We start from the raw sequence: 21,324 nt of genomic DNA on the forward strand, positions 1-21,324 counted from the left end.
TCGCACGAAAATGACACGTAGTACTACGTATTGTTCTGGATATAAACAAATTCTATACTGTCATCAAGCCCTGAAGACCGAGAAAGCCATGCCCCCCATAGAACGCATCATTATCACAGGACATCCTGGCACCGGCAAGACCCTGGTTGCCCGTAAACTGGCTGAAGCCCTTGGCTGGGAATTTATCAACACCGACTTTGAACTGGAGCATCGCTCAGGCCGCTGTATCGATGACATCATGGGCACTGACCACAACAACCCCTTTTATCAGTTTGAACGTGACATGCTCGCAATACAGTTTGAAAAAAAGTTTTGCATCATCAATACTGATCCGCACATCATCTGTCTCGAAAGCGTACGCGCCCTGCTCACCAACGAGTTTGTGGTATATCTCAAAGCGGACATACCCGTTCAGATCGAGCGAAGCCAAGGTCATGTACCGCCGCTGTACCCGAAAGCTGATTTGCCCATCCTCTTTGATAAACTTCATAGACAGCGTGACGATTTGTATGAAAAAAATGCAGCGCTTGTTATCGATACCTGTGACAATGCCATCGAAAAACATATCCGCACCATCATCGAGGAATCCGGAGCAAAAAAAAATCAAAACAGGAATGCCGCTCATGAGTCCGGCATTGTACTTTTTCATCGCCTGTTACATACTCCCGTTGAGCTTTCCTGTCAGCAGACCAAATGCCTGAAGCTCCTTGCCAAAGGGCTTTCAGCGAAAAACATTGCGAAACAGCTCAGCATTTCACATCGAACCGTTGAGGGCACACTGGCTCGCATCATGGAAATTTCGGGATGTACATCTAGCAGGGAGTTGGTAAGTGTATACCTCTCAACACCCTGATTTTTATGTGCCGCAAATGAGCATTGGGAGGATATGCGAGAGGCTCTAAAAGCCTGCAGGGATGTCATGCTACGTAAAATTTATGAACAACCATCTACAGGAAACAGTAGCTTCCCGGGTATTGCATCTTGCGGAAGATACAGTCCGTTTACTACCAACAGATTGGAATTAACTGGGATTTTCATGAAAAAACAACCTATTTTTCAGGTGGACGCTTTTGCCTCCAGGCTCTTTGATGGAAACGCAGCCGCAGTATGTCCACTGGAAAAGTGGCTCCCCGATGCGCTGATGCAGTCTATTGCCTCGGAAAATAATGTCTCGGAAACCGCGTTTTTTGTTCCAGATAATGATGTTTACCACATTCGCTGGTTTACTCCTAATACCGAGGTTGCTTTGTGCGGCCATGCTACGCTCGCCAGCGCTTTTATTATCCTTGAGTATTTTGAGCCTGCTGCTAATGCGGTGCACTTCAGCAGTCAAAGCGGTGCGCTTTGCGTCAGAAAGAAAGAAGATAAACTGGAGTTGGATTTCCCGGCTCTTCCGTTTACCCTCGTTACACCCTCTTCGGAGTTGATAAGTATTATCGGGATGCAGCCTGTCGAAGTCTTTGAAAGTACGTTTGATACTCTGGTTATCCTTAAAAATGAGCAGGCTGTCAGGAACGCCTTACCGAATTTGGAGCGATTGGCGAAGCTGCCATGCCGCGGATTAATACTTTCTGCACAGACTCAAACTGGCGACATTTATTCACGCTGTTTCTATCCCGGTTGTGATGTGCCGGAAGACCCAGTAACCGGTTCTGCACATTGTGTAATCGCCCCTTACTGGAGCGAACAATCAGGCAAACAGACTTTTCGTGCTGTCCAAGGACTTAAACGCCAAGGAGAACTCTTTTGTCATATAAAGGGAAATCGGGTTTTTATGGCTGGTTCCTGTCAGTTATATTTACAGGGTAAAATATGCCTGCCCGAATAAAATAGTCAATAACTCTTATGGCTCCGACCGCTTCTTTTGCATTAAAAGTACCTGCCGGTAGGTTACAATTTGATTGCCCAGACTTTGCAATGCCATCATACATTACGTGGCATTGCAATCTTCTTCGCTATCTTACAGCAATCTGCAATACTGGTTGCCTGCCAATTTCTTCGCTTTAACGATCTCCTGAATCGCAAACGTTATCTGACGCCTGACCTCACCCTTACCCGACCCTCCAACACCACAAAGATCATTGAAATCAGTGTGCCGGGCACTGCAATCTGCTGAAAACGCAGGAAAGACTGTACGCCCACCAACAGCTTCAGCCGCTTCCAGTGCATGGGTTTTACCGGGATTCACCTGCCTCGTCTTCTCAAGCTCCCGGTCATCATCACCCGCTATCAGGATAGGCTTATCAGGGAATCGCTCCCGCAGCGCTTTGGCAACGGGTTTCAGGTTGCCTGCATCAAACGCGGAAACCGTGGCAAAACCTGTGGCCTCTGCGAGAGTCGCAGCTGTTGCATAGCCTTCGGCGATGACAATTACAGGTACTTTTGCCAAAGCGTTGAGCCCGCCCAGCACGTGAAAGCAGCCTTCTTTACGGCTGTTTTTGGCAAAGCGCTTGGTGCCGCCCTCGGCAATGTATTGCATGCTCCAGATGTTTCCGTCTTTATCGATGACGGGTATGCAGGTGGTTTTACCGTCGGTGTCGGTGAAAATACCAGCAAACGGCGGTACGGCTTTCTTTTTCAGGTACGGGGTGGGCGTGGTTACCGGCACCAGCGTTGACAGCTTCTCCTTAATCCGCGTCGCGGTTTGCTGATGCATCACCCGGAGGCTTTCCTCCCGCTGTTGCCGTTTGGCCACGGCTTCTGCAGTAAGCTGTGACTTTTGCGCATCAGTCAGCGTATAGCCCTTACTTTTCCAGCGCGCCTCCTCACCGGTGCGGTTGTTCTTGACGTAGCCCGCGGGCAGACCGTCGGTATGGGCGATGTAGAAGCCCGATTTTTGCCCGGGTTTATCGCCTTCCACCACTATCCGGTGCGTGTTGCCATCCATGTGCGGGTGTGCGCCGCTGACAATACAGCCAATGCTTTCGAGGGTGTCGGTGAATTCGCGCTGAATATCGACCGCCGGCGGCAAGGATACCGGTTGATTCGCGGGCAGCCACGATTGGAGCTTATCAAGGGGAGCGCGGGCGTTTGCATACCAGCACTTGTCCCGCCTGTCCCAGAAGATGGCAGGCTTGCCGTCGGGGAGTGTACCGGCTTGCTGTTTGGCGCGGTCTTTTTCCGCATAGGGAATAATGAGCCGTGTTTTCTCCTGAGATACGGATTGCATGGCAGGCGTCTCCTGCGGTCTTTCTTCCATGGTTTGAAGGGAGTGTTCCTGTGTTTGGGTAAGTGAGAGCAGATGGGTCTGAATTTTTTCGGCATCGGCTGCCGCACGAAAGATTTCGAGCGGGTCGTTCTCGAGCACGTTTATCCACGACTTGATGTAAGCGGTGTGCTGGCCGGGGTCGTGGCCGATACCCAGCTCATCCCCGAGCAGCAGGCTTGCGATTTCCGCGCGCAGTTCTTCGCGGGCGTAGCCTTCACTCCCAAAGGGATGAGCGAGGTCGCGGTCAAGGCGCGAGGGGTGGCCGGTCCAGTGGGCGAGTTCGTGGAGCGCGGTGGCGTAGTAATGCGCCGCCTCACTGAACTGATTTTTTGCCGGCAGATGGATGCTGTCGGTAGCCGGGCGATAATAGGCCCTGTCAACTTCCGTATGGTTCAGCCTGGCCCCCGAAGCCAGCAGGATGGCCTCTGCCCTGTCAAGTTCTGCCCATGGCGCTTGCGGTGCAGGCAGTGGCGGCAGGTTGTCTATCTGTGTGGCGTTAAATACAGTCGCAAAAAACACCCGTGGACGTTCAAGACGCACTTTAACGCCGTTCCCGTTCTCATCTTTTTCCGCTGTGTCATCATGGAACTGCCAGAACTGAATGGTGGTACCCTTCTCGCCTTTTCGCACCTGTGCGCCCTGGCCTTGAGCCTGCCTGTAAGTCATCCAGCGGTTATCGCCATACTCATGGCTCATCAGATGCAGCGCGTTGATACCACGATAGCGCTTGCCGGTTGTCGGGTTCACCGGCAGCAGTCGGGAAGGCTCTCCGGGCTTCCATGGCTTAAGCCATGGAGCCGTGCCCTGTTTCAGCTGCTCAATGATTTTTTGTGCGACACTTTCATGGTAGGCCGTTTTGCTCATGGCACCTCTCCTGCATCAAGGCCATCGGGCGTGCTTTCAAGCGCCTCTTCCGCACTCAGCGCCTCTTCCTGAAACGCTCCGGCAAGCTCTGCCTCCTCAGGGCTGAATTCGGCGATAAAGCCCAGCGTTTTCAGGTCATCGTACTTTTCCGCTATGGCGGTGTAGCGTTGCATCTCCTCGTTGCTCATGGTTTTTTACCTCCAGTCAAATGAACGGGTTTTCCCTTGTGGTCTTTGAGCGTCTCGCGGCATTCGGGGTAGCCGGAACACGCCCACCAGAATCCTTTCGCACCCTTGCGCTGCATCAGTGGCTTCTCACAGCGTGGACAGGGATGAAGGGATGCAAGTGCTGAAACGTTAAGACGACTCTGCTGCACGCGTGCCACTTCATCCCGCACAAACTGCACTTGATGACTCAGGAAATCAGACAGTGCATCGGGTGTTTGCTCCACTGCCTGCAATGCGCGCTCATACACCGCGGTCAATACCGGGCTTTTAACCATCTCCGGCAGTGCATCGATAATTCCCTGTCCGAGCGCTGTGCTCACAAGGTGCTTGCCGTGATGCGCAATAAACTCACGCCGCAGGAGCTCAGAAAGAATGCTTGCGCGGGTGGCCGGGGTGCCAATACCGTCACCGTCTTTCAGCATTTTTCGGTGCTCGGGATGGGTGATTGCCCGATGAATGTTTTCCATGGCGCGCATCAGCGTGCCTTCGGTGTAACGTGCCGGAGGTTTGGTTTTGGCATCCACCCGGATACAGGCGCTGCAACCAACAACATCCCCCACCTGCAGCACGGGAAGCACCTGCTCGTCCTCGCTCGGGGCTGCGGCGTCAGTGGTCGGTGCATTCACGACCGTCCAGCCAGGCTCTAGAACCGTTCTGCCCTGCAACGTAAAGACGGCCTCCTCAACGGCGATATCAATGTCTGTCACAAGGTATTGCTCGGGCGGGTAGAACTGCGCGAGATAGCGGCGGACAATCAGCTCATAGACCTGACGCTCAGGTCCACTGAGTGCCGCTTTCGAGCCTTCCTGTCGCGTCGGGATGATGCCGAAATGCACGCTGACTTTAGCGTCATCCCAGGCGCGCGAGCGGATGGCGGGGCTGGCGCCTTCAATCAGGGCGAGCATGTCCGGGTTCACGGCCTTCAAGGCATGCAAAATATCCGGTACATCCGCAAACTGTGATTCCGGCAGATAGCTGCAGTCTGTTCGCGGGTAACTGGTGAGCTTGTGGATTTCATAGAGCGTCTGGCAGATGGCAAGCACTTCAGACGCCCCAAGACCGTACCGGCTGGAGGCCTCGAGGGTGATGTCGGAAAGCGTATAGGGCAGCGGCGGCATGCGCGATTTAGGTGCTTTCTGATAACGCACAACTGCACCCGTACGACCCTGTATCCGCGCGGCAAGGCGGTCCGCAAGTGCTTTATCAATAAGCCGGCCCTCGCTGTCGAGGCCCGGCATGTCCTCTGCGGGCTTGAACGTCGCAATGAACGTCGTCCCCTGATGCGCCATTGTCGCCTTGAGGCCATAAAACGGCATTGCGACAAAGGCCGCAATCTCACGGTCACGCTCAACCACGAGTTTCAGCGTCGGGGTTTGAACACGCCCGACCGTCACCAGTGACGGCACTCCACTCTGGCGCGCTTTCAGGGTATAGGCGCGGCTTAAGTTCATGCCGATAAGCCAATCCGCGCGGCTTCGTGCCAGTGCTGCCCTGCCAAGCCCCTGGTATTGGGCATTGTCTTTGAGATTGGCAAGCCCTCGCTGCAGGGATACCGCATCGTGAGCGGCCACCCAGAAACGCAGTACCGGTTTTTTACAGTTGAAATGCGTGAGTATTTCATCCACCAGCAACTGTCCTTCGCGGTCGGCATCACCGGCATTAACAACCGTTGTGGCCTCCTCGAGGAGCCGCTCAATCACCCGCAGTTGTTTTTTGGCGTCTACCTTCGGGGTAATTATCCACTGCTCTGGAATAATCGGCAGCTCGTCCATGCTCCAGCGTTTATTACCGGTGTAGGCATCCGGCTCGGCCAGGGCCAGCATGTGCCCAAAACACCAGGTAATTTTGTCGCGCCCACAGTGCAGCGCCCCTTCTTCCTTGCCGCTAATCCCAAGCTCTGTGGCAATGGCACGTGCCACGGAGGGTTTTTCTGCAATAAAAAGTCTCATGATGGGGCCTCGTTTGTTTTTCTCCAGACTAAAACCGGTGTGATGACATGGCGCACCTGCTGCTGCCTGAGCACTCCGAAATAGCGAGCGTCAAAGGATAAGGCGCTCTGGTCGGTCATCAGGAGAAGCTCGTCGTCTTTCAGTGGGTAATGTGATGGCTCCCAGTGCGGAAGGGGTCTTTGTGCCCCGTCAAAAGGAAGTTCCCTGCTTGCCGGCAGCAAGACACCGTTCACGTTCAGCCCCTCTGGCGTATGGCTCACCACATCCCCGGCAGTTGCTGCAACCTGTTTCATCAGATACCCAAGATTGCCAGGGCAAAATCCCGCAGGCACATAGCCTCGGCGTTTAGCTTCCTGAAAGAGCGGCGTGTCGGGCGGGCAGAGGAGAACATAGCGCCCGCGCGTAATGGCCTCATCGGTGAGGCGATAGACGCCTACTGGAATGCTTGGGCTCGTGTTAACACGAAGCCCTGCCGCATATAAGCCGCCAAACACGGCCACACTGATTAAAAGGAGCGCTTTCACAGTCGGATTTCCTCCTCTGGACTTAAGCGCGGGTGCAGCACATCGGATACTGCAGGTGCGGCAATAGCGGCGCGCGCCGCAAAAACCGGGTCTTTGAAATACAACGGCTGTTTGCCATAAATCGCGGGGAAGCCCGCGACATAGATAACCATGTCACCGGCTTTTGTAATATCGCCTGCGGCATTTTTCTCAGGCCCCGGCATCCGCAGACACTCATCCACTGTCAACAATGGTCGCTGCACTTCCTGAAGGGTTTCAGAGCGCTGCTCAAGACCGCCAAAACGCCTGCCGCTCAGGGTCAACTGCTTTTTGACAATGGTGGTAAGCCCGGTGAGTTTGGAGAGGTGTTCGGCCGTTTCCACACGGTTCGGCGGATAGGCATTTTGAATGTGGCAGTTGGACGTAATCGTCTCATCCGGCCCATAACCGCGCTCACGGCTTTTCAGCTGGTTGATGTCCTGACAGATGAGGTAAAACTTCAGGCCATAGCCCGCGACAAAGGCAAGTGACTCCTGCAGAATGTCAAGCCGCCCAAGGCTTGGGAATTCATCAATCATGCACAGCAGGCGATGCCGGTAGGTCTTTTTGGTTCTGACCCCCTCTGCCGTCTGCTCAAACTCCATCTTGTCGGCCAAAAGGCGCACCACCATGTTCAGCAGGATGCGCACGAGCGGCTGCAGGCGCGCCTTGTCATTGGGCTGGGTCACGATGTAGAGGCTCACCGGATGGCGGTGGTTCATGAGGTCTTTAATGCGAAAATCCGAGCGCGACACGTTTTTGGCCACCACCGGGTCACGATACAGCGCAAGATAGGATTTCAAGGTGGAAAGCACCGAACCCGCTTCTTCCGGCGGCCGGTCGGTCATGTCGCGGGAGGAGGCTGCAATCACCGGGTGCGGGGTACCGTTGCAGTGCGGGTACTGCATCATTTCAATCAGAAGATTCGCGATGTTGGTGTCCGCGTCCACCAGCATGCTGTCAATGCCTGGGAGCGTTGCCTCGCGGCCTTCATGCCGCAGTTTGTAAATGCCGTGCAGGATAAACCCCACCAGCAGTGCCTGAGAGGTTTTCTGCCAATGGGTTTCGAGCCCCTTGCCATCCGGGTCAATAATCAGCGTTGCCAGATTCTGCACGTCACCGACTTCGTTTTCCGTACCCGCCCGGATTTCATCGAGCGGATTCCATGCAGCTCCAGTGAGGCTGGCCGGTTCAAAGCGGATAACCTGATTGTGCGCATGCTGCCTGCGCCAGCCCGCGGTCAGCGCCCAGAGTTCGCCTTTTAAATCGGTGATGACCGCTGAATGCCGCCATGACAAAAGCGTAGGGATGACGAGCCCCACGCCCTTGCCCGAACGGGTGGGCGCATAAGTGAGGATATGTTCGGGTCCATTGTGGCGCAGGTAATGGAGCTGTCCGCGGCGGTCTTCCCACGCTCCTACATACACCCCTTCCTGGTTCCCCAGCAATCCGGCTTTTTTCAAATCGGCTTCCGAACCCCAGCGCGCCGAGCCGTGCAGGTTTTCGTTGGCATGCAGCCTCTGACGGCTGGCTTTTGCGAGAAAACACACGAACAGCACCAGACTGACCACAACCAGCATCAGGCTGTCGGCCACACGAAAAATATTCGGGTAATGGGCACGCCAGAGGTGTTGCCAGAGGAGATAGTTCCAGGGGTAACAGGAGGACTGATGCAGGCGTATGGCGAGATAGAGCGTTGCCACCATCATCCCGGCAAGGGGGGAAGCCAGTACGGTCAGCGCAAGTGGCAAAGTGCCTGTGGGATTGCGCGCCACACCTCGCGTGCCGATGGTTCGGTCGGTTTTCATCAGACGGGTCTCCGGGGCGCGCCAAAGGTGCGCGTCAGCACTTCTTCAGCAGTGAGGAGCGGGCGACGACTCCAAACGGGGGGTTTCACCACAGCCGTGGTGGCGCGAATGCGTGTGGTAGGCGTGTAGAGGCCATCAACGGGCACCGTCGTAAAACGTGCCGCGAGCCACACGGCCCATTTTCCCGCTTTCTTTTGCAAATCCGCGCGGTAAATGCCGTTGTACTTGGGCGTTCGGGAGTGGTAATTGGCGGCATTGGTCCAGATGTCGGCACCATCCTTTTGCAGGTGCCCGCGTACGCGCCACGCGGCCAGGTCATAGGCGTAGCATCCGGGCTTTGCTACTGTCTCGGGCGTAATGCCATACCCTTCCAAATCCTGCAGGTAGCGCGTATTAAACTGCATGCTGCCAACGTCATACGTGCCGTTCGCGTTTTTCGACCAGAGTCCGGGCTTTCCGCCCTCCTTCTCGGCCAGGGCGAGCATGATATTGGCGGGCACCCCGTATTTAACGGCCGCCATAATCGCGCAGACAATGCGTTCGTTTTGCAGGGCCTGCAGAGGCATGTCTGCTACCATGCTCACGCCTCCTGAGGATGGTTGTGGTGGAAGCGTTCCGCCTCAGCCGCTGAATCAGGACTTCCAGACAGCGTATTCTCAGGTGCCACTTCTGCGCGAATCGCCTCTGCTACCTGACCGCCAAAGGTCTCGGATACGCGCGCACTCACGCCCTCGCGGGCACTCTCCATTTTGGACTGAAGCGTCTGCGATACTCCCTGCGCCAGATGCAACCCCATCGATTGCGTGAACTGTGCAGTAGTGGCAAACGCGCCGCCAAGTCCACGGCTGCCGGTGTCCGTCAGACTGCCTTGAGCGGCACGGTACGCTTCCTGAAGCGCTGACGCGCCACCGGCGAGATGCACTACCCCGCCGCTCGCGGCCTGCATGCCCATCTGCAGGGCACCCGCCGCCATGCCGCCGGCGGCCATTGCCGTTCCGAGTCCGACACCGCTGCCGCCGTGAAAGCCACTGCTGACCATGCTCGAGAACATCGGAGGGATTTTGTTGATGAGCGCCAAAAGAATGATGGCCACTACCAGCATGACGGCAAGCTCTTTGAGGAGCACATCTGCGCTCATCGCGGCATAATACTGGTCAATGAAGGAGCGCCCGACCCCAATCAGGAGCATCATGGCAAAACACTGCAGGCCAATGCCGAGCACCGTCTTGTAATACTGAATGGCAATTTCCTGAGTCCAGCGCCCGCCGCCAAAGCCGAGCAGAAAAACCCCGCCATAAACAATGAACCAGGCAGAAATAAGCACCATCAGCATGTTAACGCCAACGAGTGCCAGCACCACGAGAATAATGCCGCCCATCAGCAGCCCGACTGTGGTGGCGGCAGGCGACCAGATGCTTGACGCGTCCACCACGCGCGAGAAGATTTCAAAACCGATATCGACAATCCCGGAGGGCGATACACGCCGGTTAAGCCCGGAGGCATTGGCGGCAATCTCCCGGAGTGAATCTATCACGGCGATGGCAATCGCTGGCCCGTTTTCAACGAGCCAGTAAAAAAAGCCAAGCACGGTAAAAAAGCGCAGGGTTTCGGCAAAAAACTCCTGAATGTCAGCGCGCCTTAACAGCATCATTCCATAGGTCCAGACCATGCTGATAAGCGCAAGCCCCCAGAAAAGCCATGATGCGTAAGCGCTCATGCGCCCCGCCCAGCCGGAAGCCGTGCTTTCAAAGCGACTCAGGATACTGTCAAACAAATCAGCACTGTCGACCCCGGCATGCGCGAGCGGCGCAAGCATCAGCAGCATCCCTGCAATCATAGCTTTTTTCATGATGTCACCAGGACTTGCCGGAGCTTTTTCGGAAAGTGCCGCGCTTGAAACACGCGTCGGCGATGGCCTGGCGTTCCTCAAGTGGTCGACCTTCCGGGGAATCGGCGCAGGTGAGAGCCGCAATGCGCGCCGCTTTCGCCTGCTCGCTTTCGCAGCCGGCAAGTGCCAGCAGTACACAGGTAACAGTGATGATTTTTTTCATGGTTTCTCCTTAGTGATAATGGCACTACCAGCTTTTACCCGAGCTCTTGTGAAAAGTCCCCGCCCGCAAACGGGCATCAGCGGCGGCCTCCATGGCTTCGCGGTTGGCGCGCTCCGCTTCCCGCGTCACTTCCGCCGCCTGGCTTGCCACCATCAGGCTTCGGATTTGTAAAAGCTGATTCGCCTGACTGCTGGCGAGCTGTGTAGCGGCCTGAATCGCCTGTTTCTGCCCTTCTGCATCCGCTGCCTGCTGCTGCAGCGTGCGGATGCGACTGGCATCGCGCGCCAGCGTCTGCTGCTGTGCATCGAGCCCGTGCATCATCGCATCGCGGGTTTTCTTCTCGGCATTGGACGCGTCAAGGCGGCTTTGCTCAAGTGCGCGCCGTTGCTCGGGCGTGCAGGCACCGCGCATGCAGGGGTGATTCTGGTAGTAACTGCTGCTCTGGTAGGTGTCGAGGTAACGCTGCAGACTGCCCGCCTGACTTTTGTACGCGCTGATGGTATCGGTGGTGTTCAGCAGTTGCGTGATGGTGCCGCTTGCATCATCCCAGTTAAAACGCCCGAGTGATGAGGTGTTGGCGATGAGCGCCTTGTACTGCAACAACTGCTGTCGATATTGCTCGGTTTCTGTCTGCAGAATACGGATGTTCTGTATCAGATTGGCATAATCAAACACCGGCGTGCCGGCCGCAAAAACGCCCGATGCGAGCAGCAGGGAAAACGTGAGTGTGAAGCCTGTTTTTGGGTTCATGTTCATGAAGCGCTCCTGAAACGGTAGTCAAAGGGTTTCCACGGTTTTTCAAACACCAGGTCTTTGGTCACCATGATGTTGAAGCGATAGCCCGGGCGGATTTCAAGCGTGGGTGCGATGTTGAGGTTTTTTCCAATCATCTGTGCCGTCACTTCCCCAAGCTGCTGCCCAAGTGCCTGGCTCATGACGCTTTGGGCATTGGGCTGTGCAAACGGGCCATTGTCATTCTGGTTCTGACTGAGGCTCACACCCGCAACAATGCCGGACATCAGCAGTGCCGAACCAAAGGTTCTCGCATAGTGGTTGTTCACCTTGTCGTGAAAGCCCGTGTAACCGGCGCTGTCTGTCCCCGGCATCGAGCCGATATCGAGCGTCTTGCCATCGGGAAAAATCAGGCGCTGCCAGGCAATAAGCACCGTGCTCTGACCATAGGCCACTTCACTGGAATACACCCCGAGAAGGCGCGTTCCCTGCGGGATAAGCAGAAAACGCCCGGTGGCCGTGTCAAAGACGTGCTGCGACACCTGAGCAATGATTTGCCCTGGAAGCTCGGATTTGATGCCGCTAATCATGACGCCCGGAATCACCGCGCCGGTTTTGAGTTCATAGGGCGTCTGCGGGGCCTGCGTCTCAGAGTGCAGCTCCCAGCGCTTCGCATCCTCCACGCCACCAAGTGCCACAGACTCCTTGCCGTTCATCGCGGCACGCACCATCTGAAGCTGCTCCTGAAACGCGGCCGTAGTGTCGCTCGGCGACAATGCGGGATTCTGTGCGGTATTCGCATTAGTACTCGTCGATGCGCTAAAGCTCGCCTCAATCCCGGTCTTCGCCCTGACCGCTTCTTCAAAGAAACGCACTTTCTCCTGGCGAATGCGCTCGAGCTCACTGCCATCGTCCGGGACCGACGGGACGGGCGGGACATCCGGGTTATCAATAAGCGCCACCGGCACTTCCAGCACCGGGGTTTCTTGAACAGCAACGGGCTTGACCGCCTCAATCATGCCACCGCTGCGCCCATGGATGACTTCATCGGCCATACGTGCCGTTGAGCGCGTGGAGGCGCTCGAGGCCTTATACGGCTCTGGTGCCTCCACGCGCTGCTGGGCCTGTGCGCGCTTGACCGCGACCATGGCAATTATCAGAGCAAAGAGCAGAATGACGCCTGCGGCCATCACGACCGGCAGGCTGTTCACCCGGCGCACGCCTGCTGCTTTGAGGGTTGAGGGTGAGCATTCAGGGGAAAGCAGCGCATTATCCTCTTGCATGGGACAGCTCCCCCCGAGTCCAGACCCCAAGGGCTGCCGGTGTTTCCTGTTGCGTATTAAAGGCGCGCGCAAAACGTTTGTCATTCACTTGGACGCTGACCATGGCGCGGTTTCCGTTGGTAAAAAGATGTGAGGCAATCGGCGTCGTCTTGCCATCACACTGCTCGGCCACGGCATACCCCTGCTGGCGTAAAGCGGTCACAAGGTTTTTCGCAAACGCATCCTTTGGCGCTTTGGTCACACACAAGCGGGTACGCGCCGGCGGATAACTGGCTTTAAGGGCGGTCACCGTATCCCGTGCCATCACATCCGTGCCCGGGGCATTCGACACGCGCGCACTGCAGCCTCCAAGCATCACGAGCATCAACAACAAAGCCATCTGGTTCATCATGCGCACCTCTGAATGGTTATCTTTTCCTGACCGCGACCGGCACCTGCCACTAAAACAGCCTTGTCAAACACGCTGTCCACGATGAAACGTGAGCCCTGAAGGCGATAATTCACCATCACGGTTTCGGGCTTTGCAAACAGGCCGCGCCCTTTCATCACGAGCAGGCTCGGGGCCTCCGTCTGCTGCATCGCTCCTGGCATTTCAATGATGGTTTTGACGCCATCGTTGTAAACGCGTACCGGCTTCCAGCGGGCGCGCCCGACTACGCGATAATTAAAGTGCAGTCGACCAAGGTATTCCCCGGTTTCAGGAAGGGTGTTGTCATGCTTCTCCTGCTGTTGGCGCAGGCGAATCGCCGCCCATTTGGCTTCCGCCTCATCGGGCCAAGTAAAAGAGACATAGGGCATGAACTCATTGCGGGTGGAGCGCAGGCGAAAGTGATAGGTACGGCGGTCGGTTGTCACGACCAGTGAGGTATCAAGCCCCACATCGAGCGGCTTGATAAGGAGATGCAGACGCTGGCTGGCGCCATTGCCGGTAATCGCGGGCTCCACCGTAAAACGGGGGTCACCCACGTTAAGGTTATTGACCTGCTCACCGGGCTGAAGCGACACATCACAGACCTGCAACACCGCACAGACCACGCGGATTTGCCCGGAACCATAGATATAATTAACGCCGTGTGCAACTTACAACGGGGCGACAAGTCCATCAAACTGGGTTAATTTTGCCCCTCGCTTGTGATTAAGAAAGCATCCAATTGTATGCGCCAAGGTTTTTCGTCCGATTCTGCTGGTCAGGTGCCAGAGGTCGCGAGCCCTGACTTTTTGAATATGAAAGCGCTCTGTCAGTTGCCCAATCACCGTTTCAACCAATCTGCGGGTAGATACGAGCCACTTGCTAAAATCTGAGCCGCGTGGGTCTGTCATATTGGAGCGCAGAGGCGTTTGCAGGGTAACATTCGTATGTTGTCGGATTTGTTCCTGAAAATCTTGGCCTATCAATCCCTTATCAGCAATAATCATGCCCTGTACGTTGTCGAGATTATCCCAGACGGACTCTCGTTCATCAATGTTTGCCTGTGTGACGGTTATGGCGGTAATGACGCCTTGTGAGTCAATCAACAGATTGCCCTTGAACCCATAATAGCGCTCATTTTTTGAGGCGCAGTAGCCATAAGCGGCGGCCTCTGAGAACAACCGGGAAAAGTTAGCGCGCCTGAAGTGACAAATTGGCAAAGGAAATCCGTCAGACATATGGAGTGAGTCATTGAAGGTACCCAGTTTCCCGGCCAGCAATTTTTGAATGCTTTGCTTAACGGCCCACAACTTGGCTGATTGCCTGGCGAAGCTCGTCCTGTCTCCAAGCCCGGGAAACCAATTCTGCCAGTGTCGCTTGAAATATGACCAAATTGCCTTATCGGTATCAAGCCCGAGAAACTCGCCAACCAGCTCTATCGTGATCACCTCGGGATCGGAGAGCCTGGGTGCAAAGCCTCGGGTTCTCAACTTTGTGATAACGGCCTTTTTGTAAAGGGAATCTATCAAACAAAAAGTACTAATGATAAAATCCTCAACCGGCACAGCATACTCCTTGTAGTCCTGGATCGTCGGAAAATCAAGAACTTACAAAATTATGCTGTGCCTTTCAAGCATCCACTCTCTTATCCATTAAAAGTTGCACACGGCGTTAATTAATAGCACCGTCACGGCCGGCAACCGGCTTGCTGGTCGCCTGTCCAGTCTGCCAGCGTTTGCCGATGGCAAGCGCAGTCTGTTCCTGCTCGTTCAGTGCCAGTGTTTTATCCGAAAAATACCGATTGGCCATGTCATCCGCCTGACCGGCGAACGCCAGGCACGGCAGCAGCAAGGCGGGTATGAGGACTCTATAGTTCATGGGGTTACTCCTGAGGTCATTTCGCGGGACCAGTTAAAATCGCGCACCAGCAAGAGGTGCGGGTTTCTTAAAAGCGTCGGATTGGAGGCATCGAGCAGTTCGCCGTTCTGATAAAGGGTCACCAGCGCTTTCATGGCGGCAGGCTTTTCTTTCAATGAGCCGTCACGGTTTCTGACGGTTTCTATCCAGTCCACCTGCCAGGTGTGCGCGCTTTGTTGCAGAATGGCGCGAATATCGACGCTGACGGTCTCTGTAGCCGCGCGTACAAAGGGGTTTGATTCCTGATTGTCCTGATAGAACTGATTAACCTTCGCGACTGCTGCATCCTGTCCATCGAGGTAGGCGTACACCTGAAGGACCGCCTTTCGCTGCAAATCAACATCCGGGGTCACCATGCGGATGTTCTCGATAAAATGCGCCACCGCCGTGCGCATGTCATCGACAGTCGCCTCCTGAACACGGTCCGCCCGGGTGACTGAGAGCGTGTTGCCCTGCGCATCCTGCTGAAATACCAGCGGAATAAAGCGTGACTGGCTGCCAATCGCAATAATGCCGGACACCGCCGTGACGGCTATCAGGAGACTCGCAAGGCTCACAAACTGCCAAAGCTGCAGGGATTTCATAAGGCCTGCGGTGTGGTGGTTCCAGGTCCGTCTCGCGTTCAGCCACGGGTTTGCGGGTGTTGTTTTCATGCGCTCACTCCATAATCGTTAAGAGAAAGTCCCTTCTGCTCACACCAGGGGACAACCCAGTCATCCCCATGTCTGGCCTCAAGCTTTTTGATGGCCTCAATGGAATCCAAGTCAGTGGCACCGGCAAAAGCGAGCGCCAGTCTGCCGAGAGACAGCTCATAGAGCCTGCAGCCGGCATCACTTACAAGAAAATAATCCTGCTTCGGGCGCGCATTCGCGATGAGGTCAATCTGGCGGGGGTTCAGCCCCATCTGGCCATAGACTTTTGCGGCCTCCGGGTCTTTGGCGTGCAGGTTTGGCAGGAAAATGCGCGTGGCAGTCGATTCCACAATCACATCCAGAATGCCGGAGTTCGCGGCATGCGACAGATGCTGGGTTGCCATCAGCACCGTGCAGTTTTTCTTGGCCATGGAATCAAGCCATTCGGCAATCTTTTTGCGAAAAACGGGGTGCGCCAGCATCAGCCAGGCTTCATCGAGGATGATGAGGGTCGGCTTTCCATCCAGTGACTGCTCAATGCGGCGGAAAAGATAGAGCAGCACCGGGAGCGCGAACTTTTCCCCAAGCGCCATCAGGTGTTCGATTTCAAAGGTCATGAAATCAGAAAGCCCCAGTGCATCGTCTTCGGCATCCAGCAGATGCCCCATCAGGCCATCGATGGTGTATTGCCGCAGGGTCTCGCGGATGGCTTCATCCTGAATCAGGAGGGTAAAATCCGAGAGGGTTTTCGAGCCGCTCTGGTGCATGGCGGCAATGGCTTTGGCACTTTCATTACGCTGATTCGGGGTGGTATCGAGCCCATTGAGTGCGAGAATGGTATCTATCCACTCCATGGCCCAGGCCTGGTCCGAGCGGGTGGCCAGAAACTGCAGCGGCGCAAACGCAAGTTCGGTATTGCCGCCGATGGTGTAATGCGCACCTCCCGTGGCCCTGCAGGTTACATACATCGACAGGCCCTTGTCAAAGGCGTAAATCCGCGCGTGCTGATAGCGACGCCATTGCAGCGCAATCATGGCAAGGTGCGTGGATTTACCGGAGCGGGTGGGCCCGAACACGATGGTGTGGCCTAAATCGCGGACATGCAGATTCAGGCGAAACGGGGTGTTACCGCTGGTGACGCAATGCATCAGGGGAGGCGCATGCTCCGGGAATAAGGGACACGGTGCGCGGTTTTCCCCACTCCAGATGGAACTTGTGGGCAGCAAATCGGCAAGGTTCATGGTGTTGAGCAGCGGGCGTCTGACATTCTCGACCCCGTGCCCCGGCAGGCTGCCAAGCCAGGCATCAAGGGTGTTGATGGTTTCAATGCGCGCGCTAAAGCCCAGGCTTTGCACCGTCTTTTCCAGAAAGCGCGCGCTGTGCGCCAGCGCTTCACGGCTTTCATGCATCAAGACAATCACCGCCGTGTAATACCCCTGCGCGACCAGACCTGAATTGGTTTCTGCCATGGCGGCCGCTGCATCCTGCACCATGTTCAGCGCGTCTTCATCGACAACGCCGCTGGAGGTATTAAACACCTGGTCAAAAAAGCCGCGTACTTTCTGTTTCCACTTCTTACGGAATTTATCAAGGTGCGCAAGGGCTTCGTGCGTATCCATGAAAATGAACCGCGTACTGAAGCGATAGGCAACGGCCACTTCAGAAAGCGCCCCAAGAATGCCCGGATACGATTCACCGGGAAACCCCTCGATGGCGATGCACTGCACGTAATGGCGTCCAATTTTGGGTACAACACCGCCCCAGAGTTCCTGACCGGCAAGGAGTGCATCGAGGTATATCGGATGTTTGGGCAGCAGCACGGGCTGGTGGATGCCGGTGGCGCAATACTGCAGGTGTTCAAGGAACGCTTCACAGAGAGCGACCTGCCCATCCGGCAGAACCGTTTCCTCGGCTTTGAGCCGCTGCAGGATAAAGGCGAGGCTCAGGCGCGATTCAATGTTCGCGCAATGGCGCGAAAACTCCGCCATCAACTGGCGAGTTTGAGCCTTGCGCGACACCTTTTGCGCCGCATCCTCAAACATCAGCTCGACAAAACGCTGTTGCGCAATCACCGGCGGGAACCAGGTGAGCGTCAGCACAAATTCACTTTCAAAACGCGTCCCCGCCGACTCAAACAGCCGGCGGCGTTCCTCATCCACCGCGGCAGACACCTTGTCCGGGAAATGCGAAAGTCGGCGTTCACTGTAATGGGGAGCCGCTTTGCGTTTGGCATCCACATGCACCATCCAGCCACTGCCAAGGCCTGCCAGCGCCTGATTTATCCGAAACGCCACCATTTCCCGTGCAGCATCGGTGCTGCCCATGGCATCAGTTCCAAAAAACCGCCAGGCGGCCATGAAAGCACCGTTTTTGCCAATCACAACGCCATCGTCCACAACCGCGGCATAGTTCAGCAAATCCACAAAACCGGCCTGCGTCTGGCGATGGCGCTTGAGCGCCACATCGCGACTGGCAATGCGCACCTGCCAGAGCAGAACCGACAGCAGCGAGAGGGCGAACAGCGAAAAAAGTGCGGTCGTTAAAAGCATCATCCGTAAGGCCCTCCGTGCCGGCGAAAAGGCGTTGCACGTGCCGGGTAGTACGCCTGATAGTTACGATGGCGCAGGTAAACCGCTCTCAGCATCGGGTCGGCCTTTGCCATCAGTCGCAGTGCCCAGAGCGCGCCAAACCACAGCGCGACTCCCACAATCACTGCCCGCCAATCCTGAGCCGCAAAGACAAGAACGGCGGCCAGCAGGCCCGAGAACATCACCAGCTCGCGGTCACCGCCCATGAACAGACTCGGGCGGTTGGCGGCTTTGCGGATGGGAACCGTGCGCAGGCTCATGGCGTGACTCCGACTTCAACACCTGTTGGTGGTGTGATTTCAGCCCCCTTCCCGGTAATCGCGGTATACGTGTTTTGTGCCGCCACAACGAAGGAAAGCACCAGTACCATAAAAATCAGCGTGCGCATGAAGCCGTTCATGTCACCACCAAAGATAAGTGCCGCACCCGCCGCCACCAGCCCGATAATCGCCACCGTAAAAGCAAAGGGACCGGTAATGGAATTGCGGATTTTCGTTAACCAGCCATCAAACGGCAGTCCGCCGCCCGAGGTACTGGCCGCGAGCGACGGTTCAGCAGCCAGCAGCAGCATCAGGGCAAGCCCCGCGAGCATGAAGGTGCGATAGTGAGCGTTTGGCATGTGTACTCCTTGTCAGAGGTTGAGTGAGATAATGACCCTGTTCAAATCCATTTATCTGGAGGATGTCCTCCACGCGCCGCCCCGCTCGGGTGCGGGCAATGTGCACCACACAATGCACCGCTTCAGCAATCAGCGGTTCAATGTCTATCGGGGCGGCGGTGTTTCTTGAAATCAGCGACTTTAGACGGGTGAGTCCCGCCCTCGCGCTGTTGGCGTGCAGGGTGGCAACCCCGCCTTCGTGCCCGGTGTTCCATGCATCGAGTAAATCCAGCGCCTCGGCACCCCGAACCTCGCCCACGAGAATCCGGTCAGGGCGCATCCTGAGCGTGGTTTTCAGCAATGCCGTCATCGAAACTTCCGGGCTCGTGTGGTACTGCACGGCGTTTTCGGCCTTGCAGCAGATTTCGCCCGTATCTTCGATAATGACAATGCGCTCAGATGGATTCAGCGCCACCATTTCGCCAATGATGGCGTTAGTGAGGGTGGTTTTTCCCGAACCCGTGCCGCCAATCACCAAGATATTGCGATGACGGGCTACCGCGTCCTTTAGGGCCTCGGCCTGCGTTTCTGTCATAATGCCGTCACGCACATAATCTTCGAGTGCAAACACGGCAATGGCTTTCTTGCGAATGGCAAAGACCGGAGAGGACACCACAGGCGGGAACTGGGCGGCAAAACGTGAACCGTCAATCGGCAGTTCACACTCCAGCAGCGGTTGATGGCGCGTCACCTCCTTGCCGTGAAAACCAGCCACGGTACGAATCAGCGCATCCGCGCGGGCGGCTGACAGCGTACCAATTACCCGCATCGGCTCACCCAGACGCTCCTGCCAGAGTCTGCCATCGGCGTTCAGCATGATTTCCACGGTTTTAGGGTCGGCAAGCGCACTCGCGAGGGTGTCGCCAAAGTCTCGCGCCAGCTTCTCGCACGCCCGGGTTTTGACCGTCAGAACGTCCATATCAGTGCCCTCACGCGGCGGCTTTACGAAAGCGTTTGATAAGGCGGTCAACCACGCTTTCTTTGGGAGAAAGTTCCTCCAGATACGCCTGCCCCTCCTGCTCGCGCCAAATACGTTGCTGAATTTCATCCCTATGGATGCTCATCGACCTCGGGGCATCAAAGGCAAGTCGCACCTCGCCTCCCTGAGAGCCGAGCACGGTGCAATACACTTCTTCACCAATCACGACCGACTCGCCGGCCTTTCTTGTCAAAATCAGCATGATGTTTTCCTTGTTGGCTGGTTTAAAATTTCTCGGATATTCGCAAGATGACGGCGTGCCACTTCAGGGCTCGCACGCTCGGCAGGTTGCGTATCCCGGTACATCTTTTGAGCCCGCTCCTGCATGCGGCAAAACTCAATCACCTGCGAGAGGGTCGGCGGCTTCTCACACGTACTGCGCGCCGCCTCAATCGCGTTGTTCACCATGGTGTCGTCAAACCGGCGCAGGCCATCTTCCCATTCACGTTTGGCAAACGTGATAAACGCCTCGCTCTTGTACTGGCTTTGCCACAGATGCCCGTAAATCACCGCAAACCGGCTGAAAAGCCGCTCAATGCGCTTACTGACCGGCTTTACGCTGTCGGAAGTCGTAGACGTTGCCTTTTGGGGCTTCTGGCTCGCTGTCGTCTGAGAGGTCGTACCAGCTCTGATGGTCGTGAGATTGAGTAACTGTCCTGCGTGCTGCATGCTGCTTCTCCTGTGTTACGGCTTGTGATAATTCGTCTTCCCAGCATCGCTGCGCGAGCCAGTTGGCAGCGTATTTCCATTTCGGCTGCCACTGCCCGGCTGCAATCAATGCGTTTCGGTGGTGAATCTGGTTGTCGAGTGCCTGCATGATGCGGGTAAAGAGCGAGGCATCCGGCTGAAGGCGCATGAAAGCGTCTTTCGCCGCCCCATGGGATTTTTTCTCGGGATAAAGCTGCCAGAACTGATCAAAGCGGGATAACAAACACACATAATTATCTTCTTTATATAGAGGTATGGCGGCTTTTGGGGGTATGGGTGTGTCGGCATTTTGGGGTGAGTCATCGAAAATCGGATTATATTCAGTATGTTGCTGATACGTGGGTATGTCGGCTTTCTGTGACGGGTTTGTGACGGCTTTATTTTGGACAAAATAACCCAGAGTCGCTAATTTACACTTCACAATCAGCCTCTGATCATCACTCTGAATATCTACCAGACCAACCCGTTCAAGAGAGGAGATTGCCCTTCTTATCTGTGCGCGAGAATAAGTCGTGCTCTTGATGCCTTGGTGGGGTTCAACATAAAGCTGTTCTGCTATTGACTGGTAGCTGATCCGACGCATAACTCCAGCGACACCGTTCTTCCTATCCATAAAAGGGCGTATCCCTCGAAAATACACAATCTGCTGTTGATGTGGGAGCCCACAAAGTGCATCGAGCTCGGCCTTGTTAATACTGAAATCACTCATACTCCATTCCATTGATAATTCGTTTTAGGGTTTGTCTTGTGGTATGGTTACCAAAATGAG

23 protein-coding genes and 1 pseudogene are annotated in these 21,324 nt (G+C 55.7%); 2 read left to right on the top strand and 22 right to left on the bottom strand.

Annotated features, from left to right (window positions below; all coding sequences use genetic code 11):
- The first annotated feature begins 88 nt into the window (after positions 1–88).
- Positions 89–853 (top strand): LuxR family transcriptional regulator, encoded by a 765-nt coding sequence (locus E4T54_RS01570; protein ID WP_028386521.1) that lies wholly within the window; start codon positions 89–91, stop codon positions 851–853.
- A gap of 183 nt (positions 854–1,036) precedes the next feature.
- A complete protein-coding gene (locus E4T54_RS01575) occupies positions 1,037–1,828 on the top strand; it encodes a PhzF family phenazine biosynthesis protein (RefSeq protein WP_028386520.1) in 792 nt (263 codons plus the stop codon).
- A gap of 132 nt (positions 1,829–1,960) precedes the next feature.
- Here the strand turns inward: E4T54_RS01575 and E4T54_RS01580 are convergent, their stop codons facing one another.
- The 22 genes and pseudogenes from E4T54_RS01580 to E4T54_RS01680 all read right to left on the bottom strand — a co-directional run bounded on the left by E4T54_RS01580 (position 1,961) and on the right by E4T54_RS01680 (position 21,264).
- Positions 1,961–4,072, bottom strand: coding sequence for a zincin-like metallopeptidase domain-containing protein (locus E4T54_RS01580; protein WP_028386519.1), 2,112 nt, complete (start codon positions 4,070–4,072; stop codon positions 1,961–1,963).
- Entirely contained in the window at positions 4,069–4,260 is a 192-nt protein-coding gene (locus tag E4T54_RS01585) for a hypothetical protein (protein WP_035902263.1), read from the bottom strand. The genes E4T54_RS01580 and E4T54_RS01585 overlap by 4 nt, the downstream gene beginning before the upstream one ends.
- The gene (locus E4T54_RS01590) at positions 4,257–6,248 is read right to left on the bottom strand and encodes a DNA topoisomerase 3 (RefSeq protein WP_028386518.1); all 1,992 of its coding nucleotides are present in this window, start codon (positions 6,246–6,248) and stop codon (positions 4,257–4,259) included. Before E4T54_RS01590 ends, E4T54_RS01585 begins: the two co-directional genes overlap by 4 nt.
- Positions 6,245–6,772 carry a conjugative transfer signal peptidase TraF gene (gene traF / locus E4T54_RS01595; protein ID WP_028386517.1) on the bottom strand — a complete coding sequence of 176 codons (528 nt, stop codon included), beginning with the start codon at positions 6,770–6,772 and terminating at the stop codon, positions 6,245–6,247. Before traF ends, E4T54_RS01590 begins: the two co-directional genes overlap by 4 nt.
- Positions 6,769–8,598: a type IV secretory system conjugative DNA transfer family protein gene (locus E4T54_RS01600; RefSeq protein ID WP_035902261.1), complete on the bottom strand. Its 1,830-nt coding sequence runs from the start codon at positions 8,596–8,598 to the stop codon at positions 6,769–6,771. The genes traF and E4T54_RS01600 overlap by 4 nt, the downstream gene beginning before the upstream one ends.
- On the bottom strand, positions 8,598–9,176 hold the full coding sequence (locus E4T54_RS01605; RefSeq protein ID WP_051550916.1) for a lysozyme family protein: 579 nt from the start codon (positions 9,174–9,176) through the stop codon (positions 8,598–8,600). The genes E4T54_RS01600 and E4T54_RS01605 overlap by 1 nt, the downstream gene beginning before the upstream one ends.
- 2 nt (positions 9,177–9,178) lie before the next feature.
- Complete coding sequence (gene trbL / locus E4T54_RS01610) at positions 9,179–10,447, bottom strand: P-type conjugative transfer protein TrbL (RefSeq protein WP_028386515.1); 1,269 nt, start codon at positions 10,445–10,447, stop codon at positions 9,179–9,181.
- Positions 10,448–10,451: 4 nt separating this feature from the next.
- Positions 10,452–10,649 (bottom strand): entry exclusion lipoprotein TrbK, encoded by a 198-nt coding sequence (gene trbK, locus E4T54_RS01615; protein WP_028386514.1) that lies wholly within the window; start codon positions 10,647–10,649, stop codon positions 10,452–10,454.
- Positions 10,650–10,673: 24 nt separating this feature from the next.
- Positions 10,674–11,405, bottom strand: a complete 732-nt coding sequence (gene trbJ, locus E4T54_RS01620) for a P-type conjugative transfer protein TrbJ (RefSeq protein WP_338011249.1) — start codon at positions 11,403–11,405, stop codon at positions 10,674–10,676.
- Entirely contained in the window at positions 11,402–12,664 is a 1,263-nt protein-coding gene (locus E4T54_RS01625; protein WP_028386512.1) for a TrbI/VirB10 family protein, read from the bottom strand. The genes trbJ and E4T54_RS01625 overlap by 4 nt, the downstream gene beginning before the upstream one ends.
- On the bottom strand, positions 12,651–13,055 hold the full coding sequence (locus E4T54_RS01630; RefSeq protein WP_028386511.1) for a hypothetical protein: 405 nt from the start codon (positions 13,053–13,055) through the stop codon (positions 12,651–12,653). The genes E4T54_RS01625 and E4T54_RS01630 overlap by 14 nt, the downstream gene beginning before the upstream one ends.
- Positions 13,052–13,732, bottom strand: a pseudogene (trbG, locus tag E4T54_RS01635) (P-type conjugative transfer protein TrbG); the annotation flags it as partial. The pseudogene trbG and the gene E4T54_RS01630, both read right to left, overlap by 4 nt.
- A 12-nt stretch (positions 13,733–13,744) precedes the next feature.
- Entirely contained in the window at positions 13,745–14,638 is an 894-nt protein-coding gene (locus tag E4T54_RS01640; RefSeq protein ID WP_058387092.1) for an IS982 family transposase, read from the bottom strand.
- A gap of 106 nt (positions 14,639–14,744) precedes the next feature.
- On the bottom strand, positions 14,745–14,951 hold the full coding sequence (locus tag E4T54_RS01645) for a TrbG/VirB9 family P-type conjugative transfer protein (protein ID WP_028386339.1): 207 nt from the start codon (positions 14,949–14,951) through the stop codon (positions 14,745–14,747).
- On the bottom strand, positions 14,948–15,643 hold the full coding sequence (locus E4T54_RS01650; RefSeq protein ID WP_028386340.1) for a VirB8/TrbF family protein: 696 nt from the start codon (positions 15,641–15,643) through the stop codon (positions 14,948–14,950). Before E4T54_RS01650 ends, E4T54_RS01645 begins: the two co-directional genes overlap by 4 nt.
- Positions 15,640–18,174, bottom strand: coding sequence for a VirB4 family type IV secretion/conjugal transfer ATPase (locus tag E4T54_RS01655; RefSeq protein ID WP_028386341.1), 2,535 nt, complete (start codon positions 18,172–18,174; stop codon positions 15,640–15,642). The genes E4T54_RS01650 and E4T54_RS01655 overlap by 4 nt, the downstream gene beginning before the upstream one ends.
- Positions 18,171–18,470 carry a conjugal transfer protein TrbD gene (locus E4T54_RS01660; RefSeq protein ID WP_028386342.1) on the bottom strand — a complete coding sequence of 100 codons (300 nt, stop codon included), beginning with the start codon at positions 18,468–18,470 and terminating at the stop codon, positions 18,171–18,173. Before E4T54_RS01660 ends, E4T54_RS01655 begins: the two co-directional genes overlap by 4 nt.
- Entirely contained in the window at positions 18,467–18,802 is a 336-nt protein-coding gene (locus E4T54_RS01665) for a TrbC/VirB2 family protein (protein ID WP_238582789.1), read from the bottom strand. The genes E4T54_RS01660 and E4T54_RS01665 overlap by 4 nt, the downstream gene beginning before the upstream one ends.
- On the bottom strand, positions 18,762–19,787 hold the full coding sequence (trbB, locus tag E4T54_RS01670; protein ID WP_081776737.1) for a P-type conjugative transfer ATPase TrbB: 1,026 nt from the start codon (positions 19,785–19,787) through the stop codon (positions 18,762–18,764). Before trbB ends, E4T54_RS01665 begins: the two co-directional genes overlap by 41 nt.
- 10 nt (positions 19,788–19,797) lie before the next feature.
- Positions 19,798–20,049 carry a carbon storage regulator CsrA gene (gene csrA, locus E4T54_RS01675; RefSeq protein WP_028386344.1) on the bottom strand — a complete coding sequence of 84 codons (252 nt, stop codon included), beginning with the start codon at positions 20,047–20,049 and terminating at the stop codon, positions 19,798–19,800.
- The gene (locus tag E4T54_RS12170) at positions 20,043–20,357 is read right to left on the bottom strand and encodes a hypothetical protein (protein ID WP_051550889.1); all 315 of its coding nucleotides are present in this window, start codon (positions 20,355–20,357) and stop codon (positions 20,043–20,045) included. Before E4T54_RS12170 ends, csrA begins: the two co-directional genes overlap by 7 nt.
- A gap of 31 nt (positions 20,358–20,388) precedes the next feature.
- The gene (locus tag E4T54_RS01680) at positions 20,389–21,264 is read right to left on the bottom strand and encodes a hypothetical protein (RefSeq protein ID WP_028386345.1); all 876 of its coding nucleotides are present in this window, start codon (positions 21,262–21,264) and stop codon (positions 20,389–20,391) included.
- Positions 21,265–21,324: the final 60 nt, after the last annotated feature.

Source organism: Legionella geestiana, assembly GCF_004571195.1.
GTDB classification, from domain to species: domain Bacteria; phylum Pseudomonadota; class Gammaproteobacteria; order Legionellales; family Legionellaceae; genus Legionella_B; species Legionella_B geestiana.